At 74.6% G+C, this 17,979-nt stretch carries 18 protein-coding genes; 14 read left to right on the top strand and 4 right to left on the bottom strand.

All coding sequences use genetic code 11. The annotated features are described in order from the left end of the window. Positions 1-4 precede the first annotated feature (4 nt). The 6 genes from OM076_RS14630 to OM076_RS14605 are packed head-to-tail and all read left to right on the top strand — an operon-like array spanning position 5 to position 5,860. The gene (locus OM076_RS14630) at positions 5-466 is read left to right on the top strand and encodes a hypothetical protein (protein ID WP_270040737.1); all 462 of its coding nucleotides are present in this window, start codon (positions 5-7) and stop codon (positions 464-466) included. Continuing rightward, positions 447-1,952, top strand: a complete 1,506-nt coding sequence (pelF, locus tag OM076_RS14625; protein WP_270040736.1) for a GT4 family glycosyltransferase PelF — start codon at positions 447-449, stop codon at positions 1,950-1,952. The genes OM076_RS14630 and pelF overlap by 20 nt, the downstream gene beginning before the upstream one ends. Next, complete coding sequence (locus OM076_RS14620; RefSeq protein WP_270040735.1) at positions 1,949-3,247, top strand: hypothetical protein; 1,299 nt, start codon at positions 1,949-1,951, stop codon at positions 3,245-3,247. Before pelF ends, OM076_RS14620 begins: the two co-directional genes overlap by 4 nt. Continuing rightward, positions 3,244-4,005 (top strand): spherulation-specific family 4 protein, encoded by a 762-nt coding sequence (locus tag OM076_RS14615; protein ID WP_270040734.1) that lies wholly within the window; start codon positions 3,244-3,246, stop codon positions 4,003-4,005. The genes OM076_RS14620 and OM076_RS14615 overlap by 4 nt, the downstream gene beginning before the upstream one ends. Next, complete coding sequence (locus OM076_RS14610) at positions 3,996-4,919, top strand: hypothetical protein (RefSeq protein WP_270040733.1); 924 nt, start codon at positions 3,996-3,998, stop codon at positions 4,917-4,919. Before OM076_RS14615 ends, OM076_RS14610 begins: the two co-directional genes overlap by 10 nt. Then, positions 4,916-5,860 (top strand): NAD-dependent epimerase/dehydratase family protein, encoded by a 945-nt coding sequence (locus tag OM076_RS14605; RefSeq protein ID WP_270040732.1) that lies wholly within the window; start codon positions 4,916-4,918, stop codon positions 5,858-5,860. The genes OM076_RS14610 and OM076_RS14605 overlap by 4 nt, the downstream gene beginning before the upstream one ends. Here OM076_RS14605 and OM076_RS14600 read toward each other — a convergent pair. Beyond that, positions 5,817-6,914: an endo alpha-1,4 polygalactosaminidase gene (locus OM076_RS14600; protein WP_270040731.1), complete on the bottom strand. Its 1,098-nt coding sequence runs from the start codon at positions 6,912-6,914 to the stop codon at positions 5,817-5,819. The genes OM076_RS14605 and OM076_RS14600 overlap by 44 nt on opposite strands. A 10-nt stretch (positions 6,915-6,924) precedes the next feature. After that, positions 6,925-7,650 (bottom strand): hypothetical protein, encoded by a 726-nt coding sequence (locus OM076_RS14595; RefSeq protein ID WP_270040730.1) that lies wholly within the window; start codon positions 7,648-7,650, stop codon positions 6,925-6,927. Positions 7,651-7,832: 182 nt separating this feature from the next. Between OM076_RS14595 and OM076_RS14590 the strand changes: the two genes are divergently transcribed. The 7 genes from OM076_RS14590 to OM076_RS14560 are packed head-to-tail and all read left to right on the top strand — an operon-like array spanning position 7,833 to position 15,002. Beyond that, the gene (locus OM076_RS14590) at positions 7,833-8,627 is read left to right on the top strand and encodes an alpha/beta fold hydrolase (protein ID WP_270040729.1); all 795 of its coding nucleotides are present in this window, start codon (positions 7,833-7,835) and stop codon (positions 8,625-8,627) included. Beyond that, the gene (locus OM076_RS14585) at positions 8,624-8,902 is read left to right on the top strand and encodes a hypothetical protein (protein WP_270040728.1); all 279 of its coding nucleotides are present in this window, start codon (positions 8,624-8,626) and stop codon (positions 8,900-8,902) included. The genes OM076_RS14590 and OM076_RS14585 overlap by 4 nt, the downstream gene beginning before the upstream one ends. Further along, the gene (locus OM076_RS14580; RefSeq protein ID WP_270040727.1) at positions 8,899-9,141 is read left to right on the top strand and encodes a hypothetical protein; all 243 of its coding nucleotides are present in this window, start codon (positions 8,899-8,901) and stop codon (positions 9,139-9,141) included. Before OM076_RS14585 ends, OM076_RS14580 begins: the two co-directional genes overlap by 4 nt. A gap of 13 nt (positions 9,142-9,154) precedes the next feature. Beyond that, entirely contained in the window at positions 9,155-10,753 is a 1,599-nt protein-coding gene (locus tag OM076_RS14575) for a hypothetical protein (protein WP_270040726.1), read from the top strand. After that, a complete protein-coding gene (locus tag OM076_RS14570; RefSeq protein WP_270040725.1) occupies positions 10,741-11,346 on the top strand; it encodes a hypothetical protein in 606 nt (201 codons plus the stop codon). Before OM076_RS14575 ends, OM076_RS14570 begins: the two co-directional genes overlap by 13 nt. A 17-nt stretch (positions 11,347-11,363) precedes the next feature. Continuing rightward, entirely contained in the window at positions 11,364-12,209 is an 846-nt protein-coding gene (locus tag OM076_RS14565) for a class I SAM-dependent methyltransferase (protein ID WP_270040724.1), read from the top strand. A gap of 42 nt (positions 12,210-12,251) precedes the next feature. Then, the gene (locus OM076_RS14560; RefSeq protein ID WP_270040723.1) at positions 12,252-15,002 is read left to right on the top strand and encodes an ATP-binding protein; all 2,751 of its coding nucleotides are present in this window, start codon (positions 12,252-12,254) and stop codon (positions 15,000-15,002) included. On the opposite strand, the gene OM076_RS14555 is transcribed toward OM076_RS14560, so the two are convergent. Then, on the bottom strand, positions 14,999-15,844 hold the full coding sequence (locus OM076_RS14555; RefSeq protein ID WP_270040722.1) for a haloalkane dehalogenase: 846 nt from the start codon (positions 15,842-15,844) through the stop codon (positions 14,999-15,001). The two genes, OM076_RS14560 and OM076_RS14555, sit on opposite strands and share 4 nt — an antisense overlap. A gap of 61 nt (positions 15,845-15,905) precedes the next feature. Between OM076_RS14555 and OM076_RS14550 the strand changes: the two genes are divergently transcribed. After that, positions 15,906-16,331, top strand: coding sequence for a MarR family winged helix-turn-helix transcriptional regulator (locus tag OM076_RS14550; RefSeq protein ID WP_270040721.1), 426 nt, complete (start codon positions 15,906-15,908; stop codon positions 16,329-16,331). On the opposite strand, the gene OM076_RS14545 is transcribed toward OM076_RS14550, so the two are convergent. Next, complete coding sequence (locus tag OM076_RS14545; protein WP_270040720.1) at positions 16,305-17,963, bottom strand: tetratricopeptide repeat-containing diguanylate cyclase; 1,659 nt, start codon at positions 17,961-17,963, stop codon at positions 16,305-16,307. The two genes, OM076_RS14550 and OM076_RS14545, sit on opposite strands and share 27 nt — an antisense overlap. Positions 17,964-17,979: the final 16 nt, after the last annotated feature.

Here is a 17,979-nt window from a genome sequence, read left to right as displayed (position 1 = left end):
CGCGATGACGACCGGCGATCCCGATCGCGGGCGGCGGTTCGCCCGCCGGCGGTCAGACATCGAGGGCGAGGACGAGTCCCTGTCCGAGCTGCATTCCGAGCTCGTGCTGCTGCGCGAGGAGAACGCCCGGCTGAAGGCCGCCGAGCACAGGGGGCCGGACATCGAGGGCCTGCTGACCCGCGCGCGGTCGCTCTCGGCGGCGCGCGACGACGACGCGGGCATGGCCGACGAGACGACCAAGGTGCTCGTCGAAGGGCTGGTGATCCGCGAGTCGCTGCTCGAGATCTGCCGGCAGATCGAACGCGTGATGGTCAGCTTCGAGGCTCGCCTGCGCGCCTTGCCGGGCGGCCAGGACCAGGACACGGCGCTGCAGCCCCCGGCCGAGAGCGAGCACGACGGCGGCGGGCACTGGTCCGAGCCGCCGCGGCTGAACGGGAGCCGCCACGATGGCGCTGCTCGAACTTGACCGCGGGCTCGCCCCGCAGTCACGGCGCAAGCTCGCCGTCGCCGGCACGCGGCCACGGATCCTGCTCTGCACCGAGGGCACGTACCCGTACGTCATGGGCGGCGTCAGCTCGTGGTGCGATCTGATCGTCGGCGGGCTCGACGAGTTCGACTGGCAGGTGCTGCCGATCGTGGCGCCGGGAAAACGGGAGGCGCTCTACGCGCTCCCGCCGCAGGCCCGGGAGGTGGGGCGGATCGAGGTCTGGTCCGAGAACATCCCCCGCCGCACGGGCCTGCGGCGGTCGACCGCGGCCGCCGCCGAGCTGCCGGCGACCCTGGTCCGCCACCTGATCGGCTGGGAGGGCGACCCGGCCGAGGTGCTCGACGCGTGGATCGCCTGCCGCAGGCACCCGGCGGACGTGCGCCGGGCGTTTCGCTCGCGCCGCGGCTGGACGGCGTACCTCGCCGCGCTCGCCGGCGTGCTGGCCGAGCGCATCCCGGAGGCGGGCACGCCGCCGGCGCTGGACCTCGTCGAGGCCGCGCAGCTCTACCAGACGCTCTACTGGGTCGCGCGCACGGCCGCGGTGCCGACGCCGGAGACCGACCTGCTGCACGTCACCGCCGCCGGCTGGTCGGCGATCCCCGCGGTCGTCCACAAGGCGCTGCACGGCACGCCGATAATGCTGACCGAGCACGGCGTCTACCTGCGCGAGGCCTACCTCGCCCAGGTGCGCAGCGGCGACTCGCCCGGCGCGCGCTTCGTCGCCACCCGCCTCGCCCGCGGGCTGACCCGCTCGGCCTACGCCGGGGCGGACGTCGTGTGCCCGGTGACCGACGCCAACGCCTACTGGGAGATGGGCCTCGGGATCGACGCGGAGCGGATCGTCGTCCTCTACAACGGCCTGCGCCAGCCGGGGGAGCCGACGCTGCCGCCGCGCACGAAGACCGTCGTCTCGGTCGGCCGCATCGACCCGCTCAAGGACGTCCACACGCTGCTGCGCGTCGCGGCCGACACGCTGCGGCTCGTGCCGGACGCGCAGTTCCTCCACTACGGCTCGGTCAGCCCGGGAGAGGAGGCCTACGGGCGCTCCTGCCACGCGCTGCACAGGCGTCTCGGGCTCGGCGAGCGCTTCCGCTTCATGGGTCGCACGACCGATCCCAACGCCGCGGTCCGCGCCGCCGACGTGGTGCTCATGACGAGCATCTCGGAGGGGCTGCCGATGTCGATCCTCGAGGCGATGAGCGAGGCGCGGCCGGTCGTCTCCACGGGCGTCGGCGGCGTGCCGGACGTCGTCACCGGCTGCGGCGTCGTCACCCCGCCCGGGGACGACCACGGGCTGGCGATGGCGGCGGTGATGCTGCTGCGCAACCCGGACCTCGCGTGGTCGCTCGGGCAGCGCGGTCACGCCCGGCTGGGACGGATCTTCAACGAGGCGGCCTGCGTCGACGGCTACCGCGACCTGCTGCGCGGGATGACCGAGACGACGCGCTTTCGGGAAGCGGCATGAGCGCGGAGCTGGAGCGGTCGCGCAGCCTCGTGCGGGCGCGGCTCGGCCGCGAGCCGCAGGACATGCTCGAGGCCGCCGTGGTGCTGGAGGCGTGGGCGGGCATCCCGGCGCAGCGGGCGCTCGACACGGGACGCCGGCTGCTGCCCCTCACGCCCGCGGAGCCGCTCGCGAGCCACGCCAAGACCGCGCCGCCGCGGCCGCGCAGGGGCGTCGTGCTCGAAGGGACGGCGTTCGTCGCCACGGTCCTGGCGATCGCCCTGTGGGCGGTGCCGCTGGCCGCCGATCTGGGCAGCCAGGTGGTGGAGCAGGGCCTGCGCGTCGCGCTGCCGCTCACGCTCGCGCTGCAGTGGGGCCTGCGCAGTCGCTACCTCGGGCGCCCGGGCGGCCTGCTCGCGCTCGCCCGCCATCCGCGCGAGCTCGCGCTCGGGGCGGTCGCGGTCGTCGCGCTGCCCACCGCCGCGCTCGGCACGCCCGGCCTGCTCGCGGGTCTGCTGACCGTGACCTGGACCGGCGGCACGATCCTGATCCGGCGCGGGTGGTACGCGGTCTACGGCGTGCTCGTCGCGGCGGCGACCCCCGCGATCTTCCTCCTCCCGGCCGGGCAGGTCCTGGCCGCGACGGCGATCTTGACCTCGGGCGCGACGGCGCTCGCGGTGCGCCCCGGTGCCGCCGGCGATCCCGCTGCCCCGGGTCGCTGGAGCCGCGCTTGCCGGGGCGCGCTGATTGGCGCGGGCGTCGGGCTCCTCATCGTCTCGGACCCCAGCGTCAGCTGGACCGCCGGGACGAGCCCGGCGCTCGCGCTGCTTCCTTCGACGGTCGCGAGCCTCTGGGCCGGACACCGCCTGTGGACGCTCGAGCACCTGATCCCGCGCGCGGTGGCGGGTGTGCCGGTAGGGAGCACGCCGCCACGTGGCGTCACGCGCGGCCCACTCGGCGCGCTGCTGGGCTCGCTCTCGCGGCTCGTCTGGCTGACCGCGGCGCTGTCCGCCGCGCTCGTCCTCACCCCGTGGCTGCCGTCCGGGCGCAGCGGGCTGCTGACGGCGTTCGGCCTGCTCGCGCTCGTCACGCTGCTGGCGAGCCTGCTGGAGGCGCTGGGGCGCGCGTCGGTCGCGGTCGCCGGCGTGTACGCCGCGCTCGCGACCGAGCTGCTGCTGCGCTGGGAGGACGCGGCGCCGTTCGCCGGCGCGCCGCTGGCGGTGGGCGCCGCGGTCGGCGTCTGCGTGCTCCTGCCGCCGGTGCTCGCCCTGCTCGCGCGCCCGGCGCGGACACTGGCGACGGCGATGTGGATCACGTGACCCGCGCCGTGCTGCTCGCCGGAAGCCTCGCCGCCGGAATCGTCCTCGCGACCAGCGTGGTGCTCGGCCGCGCGTCCGAACGGCCGGCCGGCTGCGCGTCGAGCCTGATCCCCGCCTACCTCTCGCCGCAGGGGATCGTCGATCTCGCCGACGCCGCCCCCGGCCCGCGGCTGCTGATCGTCAACCCCGCGAGCGGTCCGGGCGCGGCGCCGGACCCGGACCTGCGGCGCGCCGTCGCGCACGCCCAGGCGGGTGGAGCGCGGATCCTCGGCTACGTCCCGACCACGTTCGGCACGCGGCACGCTTCCGCCGTCCTCGCCGACGTCGAGCGCTACCGCGCGTGGTACGGCGTCGACGGGATCTTCCTCGACGAGGTCTCCCACGACGACGCGCAACTGCCGTACTACGCGGCGCTCAGCCGGCAGTTGCGCGGCCAGGGTGAGCTCGTGTTCAACCCCGGGACCGTGCCCGCGCGCGGCTACTTCGACCTCGCGGACCTGGTCGTGACGTTCGAAGGCCCGTTCGCGGACTACGCCGCGCGGATGGCCGCCGCGCCCGATTGGCTGCGCGACATCCCGGAAGACCGCACCGCCCATCTTGTCTACGCGGCGACGGCCGCGCAGGCCCGCTCGCTCTTCGCCGCGACCTCGCGCGAAGTGCATCTCTACGTGACCTCCGGCACCCCGCCCGACCCGTGGGGCACTCCGCCGCCCTACCTGCGCGAGGAAGCCGACTCAAGGAGCCCGCAATGCCCATGACCCGCTCGCTCGTCCTCGCTGCCCTGGTCCTCTCCTGCGCACCCGCGGCCGCCTCTGCGCAGGCGCCCGCCGGGCCTCCTGGTCCGCCGCCCGGCAACGGGACCGACCTGCCCGCGCCGCCTGGCACGGCGCCCGCGTTCGTCGCCCCCGGCACCGCGGCGTCGATCCCGGCCGGGCCGGTCGGTCCCGGGCTGCTGCAGGCGGCGGACGTCGCGCTCAACCGGTCCAAGCGGACGTTCAGCGTGTCCTTCGCCTGCCAGGCGGGCGGGACGCTGCGCGTGACCGCCAAGGCCGCGGGCTCCGGCACGCTCGCTCGCGCCGGCTACCGCTGCACCGGCGGGCGGGCGACCGCGCGGCTTTCGCTGTCGAAGAAGGTGGCTGCGAAGGTCGTCAAGCGCAAGCTCGTGGCGGCGACGGCCAAGCTCGGGAGCAAGCGGCTCTCGTTCTCGCTGACCGCCGGCCGGGCGCCGGCGAAGGCCAAGGGGTTCTGGACCGACGGTCACCTGCAGTGCTCGGCGGACGGCTCCGGCGCGCCGCCGGCCTACCTGGCGGAGCCGGACTTCACCACGAAGTCGACGACGCCGATCTCCACCCGCGGGTGGGTCGCCTGGTACACGGCGGCGGGCGGCTGGCACTGGCTCGGCGTCAACGGCGAGGATCGCGGGCGCTGGGACACGTTCACGGCGACCGCGACCGGGGTCGCGCAGTTCCATCCCGGCGGCGCGTTCGAGCCGATCCCGTTCACGTGGGGCCCGGTCTCGGTGCCTTCGGGGCAGGGGATCTACGCGATCGGCGTCTACGAGATCGTCTATTGGGTCGCCGGCCAGCCGGACTACCAGTGGCAGTACGTAAACGCGGGGACGACGGGCGCAGCGGCCGCGGGCGCGGGCAATCTCTACTGCGTATACGCGTGATCGGCGAACGCGTGCTGGTCACGGGTGGGGCCGGGTATATCGGCTCCAACCTCGTCGACGCCCTGCTCGACCGCGGCGATCACGTGACCGTCCTCGACGACCGCTCCACCGGGCGGATCGAGAACCTCGCGGGCGCGATCGGGCGCGGCGCGACCGTGCACACGGCGGACGTCGTCAACGCCGATGCGGTGGCGCGGGTGTTCGCCGCCGCGCGGCCCTCGGTCGTCTATCACCTCGCCGCGCAGATCGATGTCCGGCGCGCGATCGAGGACCCCGCGCGGGACGCGCGGATCAACGTCGCGGGCACGGCCACCGTGCTCGAGCAGACGCGGCGGTCCGGCGTCGAGCGCTTCGTGCTGGCGTCCACCGGCGGGGCGATCTACGGCGACGCGGCAATCGTGCCGACGCCGGAGACCGAGCCCGCCCGGCCGCTCTCGCCCTACGCGCTGTCGAAGGCCGCGGCCGAGCACTACGTCGAGTACTACGCGCTGCGGCACGGCCTGTCCGCGTTCGTGCTGCGGCTCGCGAACGTCTACGGGCCGCGTCAGGACCCGCGCGGCGAGGCGGGCGTGATCGCGCGATTCTGCGGCGCGGCCGCCGACGGGCGCGAGGTCACCGTGTTCGGCGACGGTCACCAGACGCGGGATTTCGTCTACGTGGACGACGCCGTCGAGGCGTTCGTCGCGGCGGGCGAGCACCGGGTCGGCGGGTGCTGCAACGTCGCGACGGGGCGCGAGACGAGCGTGCTCGACCTCGTGCGGGCACTGGACCTGCCCGCCCGGTTCGTGCCCGAGCGGCCGGGCGAGGTCCGCCGGTCCTGCCTGGAGGCGGCGCGGGCGGCGGAGTTGCTCGGCTGGCACGCCCGCACCGCGCTGCACGACGGGCTGGCGGCGACGCTCACCAGCACGGCTGCCGAAACGGCCCAAGCTCGAGGCGCTTGACCATCGCCATGAACCCGTCGGCCTGGGCCCGCGCGCAGAACGCCGCTGGCTCGAGCTCGTACTCGGTGACGAAGACCGCCTTGCCGGCGGCGACGAACGGCTTCAGCCGGTCACACTCGTCGTACTGGAAGCACTGCTCGTTCAGCGCCCAGTCGAAGCCGGGCTCGAGTTGCGCGACCTGGTCGAGGTCGTTCTTGAGCCCGATCGAGAGGCCGCGCGCGTGGGCGGCGGCCGCGAGGAAGCGGTTGTAGCGGAGCTGGTCGTCGGCGGTCAGCGGGAAGCCTGACTTGTTGGCGTAGCCGTCGACGTTGTCGGCTTCGACGGCATCGAAGCCCTTGCTGCGGCACAGGTCCATGCGGGCCTCCATGATCGGCCCGAGCACGTCGAGGCGGCGGATGTCGAGCCAGCGCTCGTCCGGATAGCCGTCCAGCGGCTCGCCGAGCACTGCTGCCGGGAACGCACGCGCGTCCGGGCGGCCCGTCTCGAACGAGCCGGCGCTGAGGTAACAGACCGCGCGCCGGCCCTGCGCGTGGAGCGTTTCGACGACGCTCGCGGGCGTGTCGAAGAGGTCGACGTCGTACATCTGGGCGTCGACCGACGTGTCGATCGTGCCGCTCAACTGCCATTGCCAGGTCGTCGTGGGGGAGGGGACCCAGATCGTGCGCTGCTTTTGGGCGCCCTCGGCGAGCGTGACGCGGTCCACGCGCAGCGCTCGGCGGCAGCGGGTCCCGGCGACGCGCAGCGTCAGCGTCCGCCGGCCGGCGAGGACGCTGGCCGACGCTTTGAGCGTGACCCAGCGGCGGCTCGTCACCCGCGCGCTGAGCACCCGCGTCTCGCCGATGGTCACGACGACCCGCGGCCCGCCCGCGCACGCCACGGACCGCACGCGCACGCTCGCCTCGACCTCCGCGCCGACCCGCACCCGCAGCGTCGCCGCTCCACTCAGCGCGAGCGCACGTCCGCCGCTCGCGGTCGCGTCGCGGATCACGTGCCCGGCGGAGGCGGCCACGTGCATCCGCTCGGCCTGGATCTGCTGCGGGGGCGCGGGCAGCACCCCTACAGCTTTACCGAATCGCGAGCGTCTTACTCAGATCCGGTGCGCGCGAGCCGTCGCTGAGGACGGTCGTGAGCGTGAGCTTGGCCCGCTTGTAGCCGCGCTTGGCCTTCGGTTTGAGCGTGACCGTGCTGTTCGCGGCGACGGTTCCCTTCGCCGACCCGATGGTCTTCTTGCCCGACGTCAGCGTCGCCGTCACCTTCGCTCCGGGCACGGTCGTCACCGTCAGCGCGAGCTTGGCGCCGACCTTCGGCACCGGCTTGGCGGGTGCGCTCGACGGGAGCCCGACCGTGGCCTGGATCATCGCCGGCGTACTCGCGTTGCCGATCAGGTTGGCGACGGTGAGGATGTCGGCGGCGGTCGTGCGGCGGGTGGCGCGCAGCGGCACGTAGAGCTCCAGCTTCCCGTTGCCGGTCGCGATCGGGAACGGCTCGCCCTGCGGCGCGCGCGTGCTGATCGCGTCGAACTCGGTCCCGCCGGTCTGGCCCGCCTTGACGACCACCGCGTCGTCGGCGACGTTGCCGCCGTCAAACGCCTCGTAGCGCAGAAGCACCGGGTGGGCGGCGTCGATCGCGGTGCTCACGCCATTGAGCGGCAAGAGCTCGGGGAGGACGCTCGTCCCGCCCGTGCACGGGTCGCCGAGCTCGACCCCCGTGAGCCGCAGGTAGAAGACGTCGCCCACCCGCGGCGCGGCGCCCTGAATGGCCGCCGCGACCAGCGTGTCGGGGCCGAGCACCGGGAAGCCGGACGCGACCGACGCGCACGAGAAGCCGGAGGTGATCGCGGCCTCGCCCTCGGTGTACGTCCCCGCCGCGGGCGACTAGCGGATCCGATCGCCGTAGGGACCTCCCCAATTGATGCGGGAGCCGTGTTGCGGGACAGTCGTCACTCCTCCCCGGACTCTCAAGAAGGACCGCTATGTCTCCCCCTCTTGCCGCGTACGCGCGCGGCCACGCCGGCGTGCCCGGCCACCCGTTCGTCTTCCTGCACGGCCTGACCTTCGACCACCAGATGTGGGCGCCGGTCATCGCCGCGCTTCCCCCGCGCCGCCGCGCGCTCGCCATCGACCTCCCCGGCCACGGCGCCTCGCCGGCGCTGAACGACCATCGTCTCGAGTCCGTGGTCGCCGCGGTCCATGACGCGGTGCAGGAGGCCGAGCTGGAGCCGCCGGTGCTCGTGGGCCACTCGTTGGGCGCGCTGGTCGCGACGCTGTACGCCGTCGAGCACCCCGTGGCGGGCGTCGTGAACGTCGACGCGCCGCTCTCGACCGAGCCGTTCGCCCGCCTCGTGCAGTCGCTCGCCCCGCAACTGCGCGGCGAGGGCTTCGAGCGCACGTGGGCGATGTTCCGCGACAGCATGCACGTCGAGCGCGTCGCGCCGAGCTTGCGCTCGCTGCTGGCCGCCGGCGACCGCGTCGAACGCGAGCTCGTGCTCAGCTATTGGGCGGAGCTGCTCGAGACGTCGCCGGAGGACATGGCGGCGCTGACGGAGCGGCTGCTCGAAACGGTCCGCGACGCCGCCGTGCCGTACGTCGCGATCTACGCCGAGACGCGTCCGTGGGACGAGCTGGCCTACGTGGCGCAGCGCGTGCCGCAGGCGCAGATCGAGACCTGGCCGTGCTCCCACCACTTCCCGCCGCTCGCCGACCCGGACCGCTTCGCCGCCCTGCTCGTCGCGTTCGCCGCGTCGGTCCCTGACGCGGTGCGGCGATGAAGCGCGCCGCATTGCTGGTCGCGTGCTTGGGGATGGCCGCCTGCGGCGGCGGGGGCGCCCGGCCCTCGCCGTCGCACGGTGGCGGCCACGCGGTCGCGGCGTCCGGCGGCTCCGTCGTCGACGGCTGCGTGAAAGCGGCCGACGGCGATCCCGCCGAGCTGATGCTCTGCCTCGCCTCCCATCACATCGAGGTCTCCGAGACCATCCGCGGCTGCGTCAGCGGCGTACGCGACAGCGACCGCCTGATCACCTGCATCCGCCGGTACGCACGATGAGCGCGGCGCTGCTCGCGGCCGCCGCGGCGACGGCGTCGGTTCGCGACGGGGCCGGGAACGGCGCCGATCAACTGCTCGTCGCCAGGCCCGGTCGCGCGGTCGAACGGCTGCTGTACCTGCCGCTCGGCGACACCCACTCCGGCTCGCTCGCGATCGCCGGGCTCGACTCAAGCGGCCGTCGCCGGCGCGTCACGCGCGCGTTCGACGACGCCGTGTCGCACCGCACCTTCTCCCTCTGAACAAAGGACCGATATGCACCTGCTTCGCGCCGGCCTCGGCGTGCTGGCGGCGGCGACCCTGTTCGCCGCCGTTCCCAGCGCCCATGCCGCCAACCGCTTCACCCTCGACGCGCACCCGGTGACCCCCGGGCACGTCCTCCTCAACCCACCGGGGAGCGCGTCCGGAAGCGCGCTCGTCGCCTGGACGAGCGATCCGGGCTCGGGTGCGCTCGCCCCGGTCGTCAAGGCGTGCGTGGTCGCGCCCGGCGACAGCGCGTGCGCGCCCCAGATTCTCCACGCGCCTGAAGGCGACGGCGCGGCGTTCGCCGTCGACGGCGTGTTCCCGATCGTCAATGGCGACACGGTGACCCTCGTCGGGCCGCGCAGCGGCCCGGGCGACGTGATCACCTGGACCTCGGTCGACGGCGCGCCGTTCGGAGCCCCCGCCCGGATCCGCGGCGTCTACCCGACCCAGCTGATCCACCCGCAGGACGTCGTCGCGTCCGGCCCGAACGCGCTGATCGGCGGCGACACCGCGGGCCTCGGCGTCGGCGTGTTCGGCAACGTTCGCGGCGCCGTCCATCTCGACCACGCCGGCCTGGACGTGCAGGACTCGAGCCTGGCGCTCGACCGCAACGGCAATCCCGTGCAGGCGTACTTCAATCTTGGATCGAACCCGACGGCGAGCGACAGCACCGTCGAGACCTTTCGCTACAAGGGCGCCGGCGCGCTGACCGAGTCCGGCAGCTGGGAAGGCCCGGACAAGGTCAGCACCGGCACGACTCCGGTGCTGACGGGCGGGGCCGCGGGGCTGTTCCTGGTCGACGCCGAGACGTCGCCCGGCGGCGCGGTTCCGACGCGGATCGTCGTCCGCAAGGACGACGGCACCCGCTTCGGCGAGCCGCTCCTGCTCGCCGACGACACCGCCGCGGAGCTCTTCGACGGCGGCGCGGCCGCACAGGCGCCGAGCGGCCGGCTCGCGGTCGTCTGGCCCGAGACCCGCGCAGGCGACGGCGCGAAGGTCATGCGCCTGTTCACGTCCGTCAACCAGGGCTCGAGCTTCTCGGCGATCGACGTCGCGGCGCTCGGCGATAGCTACCTCGACGACCGCAACGCGTCGGTCGCGGTCGGCGACGACGGGCAAGGCGCCGTGAGCTTCGTCGACGACGGCGGCCTCGAGCTCGCGGACCTCACGCCGATCGCACCGGGCGCCACGCCCGCGCCTCCGGCGCCGACCCCGCCGGCGCCGGCGCCCACGCCGCCGGCCCCGCCGCGGGTGGTCTTCGATCCCGACCGCGGCCCGTTCGCCAGCACCTCGGTGCGCGTCGACCGCGACGTCCTGACGCTGCAGACGCCGGGCGGCTGCGTGCTGCCCGGTGACGTCGTGATGCGCCTGAAGATCCGCTCGCACAAGCCCGGCGGCCGCGTCGGCTCGACGATCCGCAAGGTCCTCTTCCGGCTCGACGGGAAGCTGAGGGCCACGGACAAGCACCCGTCGTTCCGTGCGCGCTTCCGCGTCCACGTCTCACCCGGCAGCCGGCACATGCTGAGCGCGCACGTCTTTCTCAGGACCCGCCGCGGGCGCACCATCGACCTGACGCTGCACAACCACTTCACCGCGTGCTCCGGCTGATCGCGGCGACGGCCGCCGCGCTCCTGCTCGCCGCGCCCGCTCGCGCCGACGTGCCACCGCTCGCGGTCGATGCCTCGGGCACGGCGTTCGGTGTGGTTCCCGGGACGGAGAGCGGCGTCGCCTTCCGCTTGGCGGAGGGCCGCGCGCCGCAGTTCTGGACGTCGCCGGCGCTCGCCCAGGACGCCGACGCGCTCACGGTCCCGGCGGTGAAGCCGGACGGCCGAGGCGGGGCCTGGCTGCTGGTCAACCAGTTCGCGATCGCGCACGTCGATGCCGCCGGGATGATGACGAAGCGCATCCCGCAGACCGCCCAATGGGTCGCCGCGCCCGCGGTCGCTCGCAACGGCGACGCCGTGCTCGCCTGGACGAGCCAACGGCATGTGGTCGTGAGACACCTCACCGCCGCGGGAGCGTTCGGACCGGCCACGGTCATGCCGTCGCGAGACGTCTACGCGGTGGCTCTGGACCCCCGCACGGACGACCCGTGGGTGCTCGCCCGCGCCACCACCGGCCTCGTCCTCCAAACCCCCGGCCGGACCGTCCCGATCCGTGCTCCCGGGCGCCACACCACGAGCCTGCACCTGAACCCATGACAGTGAAGGGAAACGACATGACCGCGACCTCCAATCAGCATCTCCACGGCCTCTGGGCGGCGGTGGCCGGCTCCTGGGCCGAGCACGCCGACTACGCCGACGCCCGCGGCGTCGATGTGACCAACGAGCTGCTGTCGCTCGCCGATCCGCAACCGGGCGACCGCGTGCTCGAGCTCGCCTGCGGCCCGGGTGGCGCCGGGCTCGCGGCCGCCGAGTGCGTCGGCCCGACGGGCGACGTGGTGCTTTCCGATGTCGCCGCCGCGATGACCGCCGTCGCCGCCCGCCGCGCCGCCGCCCGCGGCCTGACCAACGTCAGCACCCGCGAGCTCGACCTCGAGCGGATCGTGGAGCCCGATGCGGCCTACGACGTCGTCCTGTGCCGCGAAGGCCTGATGTTCGCGTCGGACCCGATCGAGGCGGCGCGCGAGATCCGGCGCGTGCTGCGCCCCGGCGGCCGGGTCGCCGTCGCCGTCTGGGGCCCGCGCGAGCGCAACCCGTGGCTCGGGCTCGTCTTCGACGCCGTCTCCGCGCACCTGGGCAAGCCGGTCCCGCCGCCCTGTGTCCCAGGCCCATTCTCGCTGTCGGACGTGAACGTGCTGCGCGCCGTCTTCGACGCCGCCGCACTGACCGACGTGACCGCCGGCGAGGTCTCCGTCCCGCTGCGCGAGGCGACGTTCGACGCCTGGTGGGAGCGCACGTCGGCGCTCGCCGGCCCGCTCGTCAACCTCCTCAAGGCATTGCCCGAGGACGACTCGCGCGTGCTGCGGGCCCGCGTCCGCGATCTCGTCGCGCCCTACACGACGGTCGACGGTCTGCAGTTCCCGGGCGTCGCGCTCGTCGCCGGCGCGCGGAGGGAGGCGTGACGCACACCATCCGTTCATCCTGACCCCGGTACGTTCGCGGCGATGATCGGGGGCGGTGCGACGGTCGTCGGCCGTGAGGCTGAGCGGGCCGCGCTGCGGACCTTCCTGGCCGCGCGCGACGGGCCCGCGGCGCTCGTCCTCGACGGCGAGGCCGGCATCGGCAAGAGCACGCTGTGGGAGGAGGCGTTGCAGAACGCGGCGCGCTCCGGCTGCCGCGTGCTTCGCTGCCGCCCGGCACCCGCCGAGACCCAGCTGGCCTTCGCGGCGCTCGCCGACCTGCTCGGCGGGCGCAAGCTGGCCGACGTCGTGGGGACGCTCGCGCCGCCGCAGCGCCGCGCGCTCGAGGCGGCGCTGCTGCGCGAGGACGCCGGCGGCGCGGCACAGGACGTGCGGGCGATCGCCGGTGGCCTGCTGGCCGTGCTGCGCCACCTCGCGGCCCAGCAGCCGGTGGTCGTCGCGATCGACGACGTCCAGTGGCTCGACGCGCCCTCGCGCGCGGTCCTGGAGTTCGCCGCGCGCCGCGCGTCCGACGACCAGGTCGCGGTGCTGCTCGCGCGGCGCTCTCCGGGTGGGGAGGAGCTGCCGCTGGGTCTGTCGCAGGCGTTCGGCGCCGGTCGGACGACACGGGTGACGCTCGCCCCGATGACCCACGGGGAGCTGCACGAGCTGCTGCAGACCCGGCTCGGGCTCTCGGTCTCGCGCCCGGTGCTGCGGCGGCTGCGCGAGCTCTCCGGCGGCAACCCGTTCTACGCCCTTCAACTCGCGGTCGAGGGCGACGGTGAGTTGCCGGCCACGCTGCAGGGCGTCGTCGACGCACGCTTGGCCGCGCTGCCCGAGCCCGTCGTCGACCTGCTGCAGCGCGTGGCGCTGCTGTATGACCGCCGCGTCGACATCGTGCTCGCCCTGGTGCAGGCGGACGGGCTCGACGGCAGCCTCGACGCCGCGCTCGACGCCGGCGTGGTCGAGACCGCCGGCGACCGTCTCGCGTTCACGCATCCCCTGCTCGCCTCCGCGGTCCATGGCCGCATCGGGCCTGAGCGGGCCGCCGCGCTGCACCGCCGGCTGGCCGAGTTCGAGACCACCGGTGAGGCGCGCGCGCTGCACCTGGCGCTCGCCGCCGCCGGGCCCGACGCCGCCACCGCCGACGAGCTCGAGACGGCCGCGGACCGCGCGGCGCGACGGGGAGCGGCGGAGACCGCCGCACGGCTGGCCGAGCACGCGGCGCGGCTGACGCCCCGCGACGCCGTGTCGGTGGCCGCCCGGCGTACCGTCGCCGCGGCCGAGCATCATGCCGCCGCCGGCGATCCGCGCCGCGCCTACGCATTGACGTCCGACCTCGTCGACCGGCTCGAGCCCGGCCCGGAGCGCGCCGAGGCGCTGTCGTTGCTGAGCTGGCTGCACACGTCGTCGGCGCACTTCGGCGAGTCCGTGCGGGTGGGTGAGCAGGCCATCGCGGAGGCCGCCGACGACGACCGGCTGATCGCCGTGACCCGCCAGCGCCTGAGCACGGCCGAGCGCATCCGCGGCGAGCTCGACGCCAGCGAGGCGCACGCCCGCGCCGCGGTCGAGGGCGCCCGTCGTGCCGGCGATCGGGCCGTCGAGGCGCTCGCGCTCGCGTCGCTCGGGCTCACGCGCCTGTTGCGCGGCGGCGGCGTCGGGCCCGAACTGCGCGATGCGGCCGCGCTCGAGCAGCGCCTGCCCGCGTTCCTCGGCCAGCAGGCGCCGTCCCTGCGGCTCGGCCTCGCCCTGCTCGTCACCGACGCCTACGACGAGGCGCGTCGCGTCTTCGCCGAGGCGCACGACCGCGCGCTGGCCTCCGGGCATGAGGACGCGCGGGCGATGATCCTCTCCTACCGGTCGGCGATCGAGCGCCGCGCCGGCGACTGGCAGCGAGCCCGGACACTGGCCGAGGCGGCCGGGGAGCTGGCGCGCCAGGCCAGCTCCGAGCAGGAGCGCAACGCGGGCGCCGCCAACCGCGCGCTGTTGGAGGCCGGTCTCGGGAACGAGGCGGAGGCACGTGCGCTGGCGGTCGAAGGGCTCGACGTCGCCCGGAGCATGGGCGACCGGGCGTACGAGATCAGCTTCCGCGGGGTGCTCGGGGCGCTCGAGCTGTCACTCGACGATCCCGCGGCCGCGGGGCGCCGGCTCGCGCCCGCCACCGACGAGCTGCTGCGCCAGGGCGTCGTCGAGCTCGGCTTCCATCCGGAGATCGTCCACAACGAGATCGAAGCGCTCGTCGTCCTCGGCGATCACGACCGCGCGAGCCGCCTGACCGTTCATCTCGAGCTACTCGCCGGGCGCAACCCGCGGCCGTGGATGCGGGGCGTCGCCGCGCGCAGCCGAGCGCTGCTGCTGGCGTCGGGCGGCGAGCTCGACGCCGCCCGCGAGCACGCGCGGGCCGCCGTCGCCGCGCACGAGGGAGCGGGTCAGCCGCTCGAACTCGCGCGCACCTTGATCGTTTCCGGCGCACTCGAGCGCCGCGCGAAGCAACGCCGAGCGGCGCGCGAGGCGCTGGAGCGCGCCGTCGCCCTGCTCGACGCGCTGCCCGCGCCGCTCTGGGCCGCTCGCGCCGAGGCGGAGCTCGCCCGCCTCGGGCAGCGCCCCGCCCCGTCGGAGCTGAGCGCCACCGAGGCGCGGATCGCCGCACTGGCTGCCGAGGGCCGCTCGAACCCGGAGATCGCCGCCGCCGTGTTCGTGAGCCGCAAGACCGTCGAGGCCAACCTCTCGAAGGTCTACCGCAAGCTCGGGGTCCGCTCGCGGGTCGAGCTCGCCCGCCGGCTCTCAGGCCCTTAGGCCGGGGCGAGCGTGCGGTTGAGCCAGGCGACGAGCGCGTCGCCGATCGCCTCCGGCCGGTCCTCGAGCGCGAGGTGGCCCGCGGGGCCGCACGGCACGACCTCGAGCGCGGCGATGTTCTCCCGGCACCAGGCTTCCAGCACCGGCCCGATCATCAGCGTCGGCGAGCCCTCGAAGGTCAGCAGGAGCTTCGGGACGTCGGCGCTGGTCGCGAGCCAGGCGTCGTAGGCCTCGGCCCGCGCGACGACGTCGGCAGGTTCGCCGTCGATCGGCGTCGCGCGCGGCCACGCGAGCAGCGGGCGGCGGCTCTCGACCGTCGGGTAGGGCGCGGCGTAGACCGCGTAGTCCTCGTCGCTCAGCGTCGTGAGCGTCGTGGCGTGCAGCGCCTCGGTGATGAACACGTTCTCCTCGAGGATCTTCTGCTCGCCCACGCCCGCTGTCCGGTAGCCCTTGAAGCGCTCCTGCGCGACCGGTGGGTAGTCGGCCCACCAGAGCGGCCTGAGGATCGTCTCGAAGAACGCGAGGCCGCGCACGCGGCCGGGGTGCCGCGCCGCCCAGTCGAACGCGAGCGCACCGCCCCAGTCGTGGCCGACGAGGATCACGTCGTCCAGTTCCATGGCGTCGAACCACGCGTCGAGGTAACGCGCGTGGTCGGCGAACGAGTAGGCGATGTCGGGCTTGCCCGAGCGCCCCATCCCGATCAGGTCGGGCGCGAGGCCGCCGGTGCGCGGCAGGACCTTGCGCCACGCATGCGACGAGGTCGGGTTGCCGTGCAGGTACACGATCGGCCCGGCTGAGCCTTCGTAATGGATGGTCGAGTCGAGTACGTCGATGGTGGGCATCGCTTACCGCCTTTCATTGGTCGTACCAACGTTGGTAAGACCAACGGTATCATGTCGCCGCGTGGACGCCCCGAACCGACTGCGACAGCTTCCGAGCTGGCTATTGAGCGAGGCCGCGCGGCGCGGCCATCAGCTCGTCAGCGACGGCTTCGCCGAGGAGGGGCTGCGCAAGCCGCACTTCACGGTGCTCGTCACGCTGGACGAGATCGGCCCGGCCAGCCAGGCCGAGCTCGGCCGCCGGCTGTGGATCGACCGCAAGAACATGGTCGCCGTCATCAACGACCTGGAGGCGGCCGGGCTGGTCGAGCGGACGGTCGACGAGCAGGACCGGCGGCGCAACGCCGTCCTGCTCACCAGCGCCGGGACCGCGGCGCTGGCGCGCCTGAACGCGCGCGCCGACGCGGCGCAGGACGCGCTGCTGGCCGGCCTCTCCGACAAGGACCGCCGCGAACTCGAGCGGCTACTGCAGCGGGTCGTCGAGGGGTGACGTGCGCGCCACGGCGCGATCGCGGCCCTGGCGCTTGGCGTCGTAGAGCCGGCGGTCGGCGAGCGCGGCGATCCGGTCCAGGCCCAGCGCCTCGCCGGAACGCGCGATCCCGGCGCTCGCGGTGACGGTCAACCCGGGGGCGATGCCGTCCCAGCCCGCGCCGCGGATCGCCGCGAGCGCCCGCTCGCAGCAGTGCATCGCGGCGTCGGCGTCGGCGGCCGGCATCAGCAGCACGAACTCCTCGCCACCCGTGCGCGCGACGACGTCGCTGCGGCGGACGACGTCGAGCAGCAGCCCGGCGACGCGCACGAGGACCTGGTCGCCCACGTCGTGGCCGTAGGTGTCGTTGATGCCCTTGAAATGATCGAGGTCGACGACCGCGAGGCTGAAGTCCTGCTCCTCGGCGCCGGTGACGAGATCGAGCTGGCGTGCGAGGTAGCGGCGATTGTGCAGCCCGGTCAGCCAGTCGCGATCGGCCTGCTCGCGGAACTGGTCCTGCAGCGTCTCCAGCTCGCCCGTGCGCTGCTCGAGCGCCACGTGCGCCTCGTTGAGCTGGTGCACGAGCGCTTCCAGCTCGGCGTTCTTGGCCGCCAGCGCCGCCGCGGTGCTGCGCGCCGCGTCGGTCTCCAGACGGGCGCGCTCGAGGTTGATGCGCAGCTCGGAGAGGTCGTGCAGGCCTTCGCGCTCGAGCGCGGCGCTGCGGCTCAGCGCGTCGTAGGCGTCCTCGACCCGGCCGGCGTCGCGCAGCGCGTCCGCGAGCGTTGCCAGGACGAGGCTGCGGGCGTGCGGGACGTCGGTCCCGAGCCGGTCCAGCGCGCCGTCGCCGGAGAGCTGCGCGTCGTCGAGCCGGCCGAGCGCAGCCAGCGCCTGGACCTGGGCGCGCACCGTGACGCCGAGGATGTACGGGTTCGGCGTGAGCTGGGCGAACTGGTGGGCGAGCGAGCGGTTGGCGTCGGTCAGCGCCTCCTCCGGGCGCCCGGCGAGCAGCCGGATGTCGGCGCGGGTCGAGTGCAGCACGCCGAGCGCGAAGTCACCCGGCGTCAGTCGCGCCGCGGCCTCCAGCCCGCGGGCGAGCTCCGCCTCGGCGTCGGCGAGCCGCTCCTCGCGCTGATGCCAGCAGGCGAGGTCGTTGCGCGAGATCGCCTCCTGCCAGTCGTCGCCGGCGGCGATCGAGAGCTCCAGCGTCTCGTGCAGCCACTCGGCCCAGCCCGGGACGCCGACGGTCCCGAGGACCATGCACGCCGCGCGCCGGACATACAGGCGCAGGTGCGCGTCGCCCTGCGCGTCGGCGAGCGCCGACGCCTCCTCGGCGTGAGCGAGCGCCAGGCTGTACGTGCCGGAGAAGAACGCCAGCTGCGACTGCAGCGCGCCGAGCTCGGCGCACGCGACGACGTCCTCGCCGGACCACGGCTCGGCCTCCGTGGCCAGCGCGAGCGCGGCGTGCAGATCGCCGCGGTTGAGCGCGATCGAGCCCTGCAGCGCGAGCGCGCGACACAGGAGCGCGTCCGCGCCGAACCGGCGGGCGGTGTCCACGGCGGCGGTCGCGATGACCGACGCACCGGTCGGGTCCTCCCAATGCGCGGAGCGGGCGCCTTCCAGCGCCCGCGTCGCGGTCATGACGTCGTCAGTCATCCCGGTCCGCAGAATC

The sequence above is a fragment of the Solirubrobacter ginsenosidimutans genome (genome assembly GCF_027587205.1).
The sequence above is the reverse complement of the archived record's forward strand: the minus strand, read 5'-3'. Positions and strand labels throughout refer to the sequence as shown.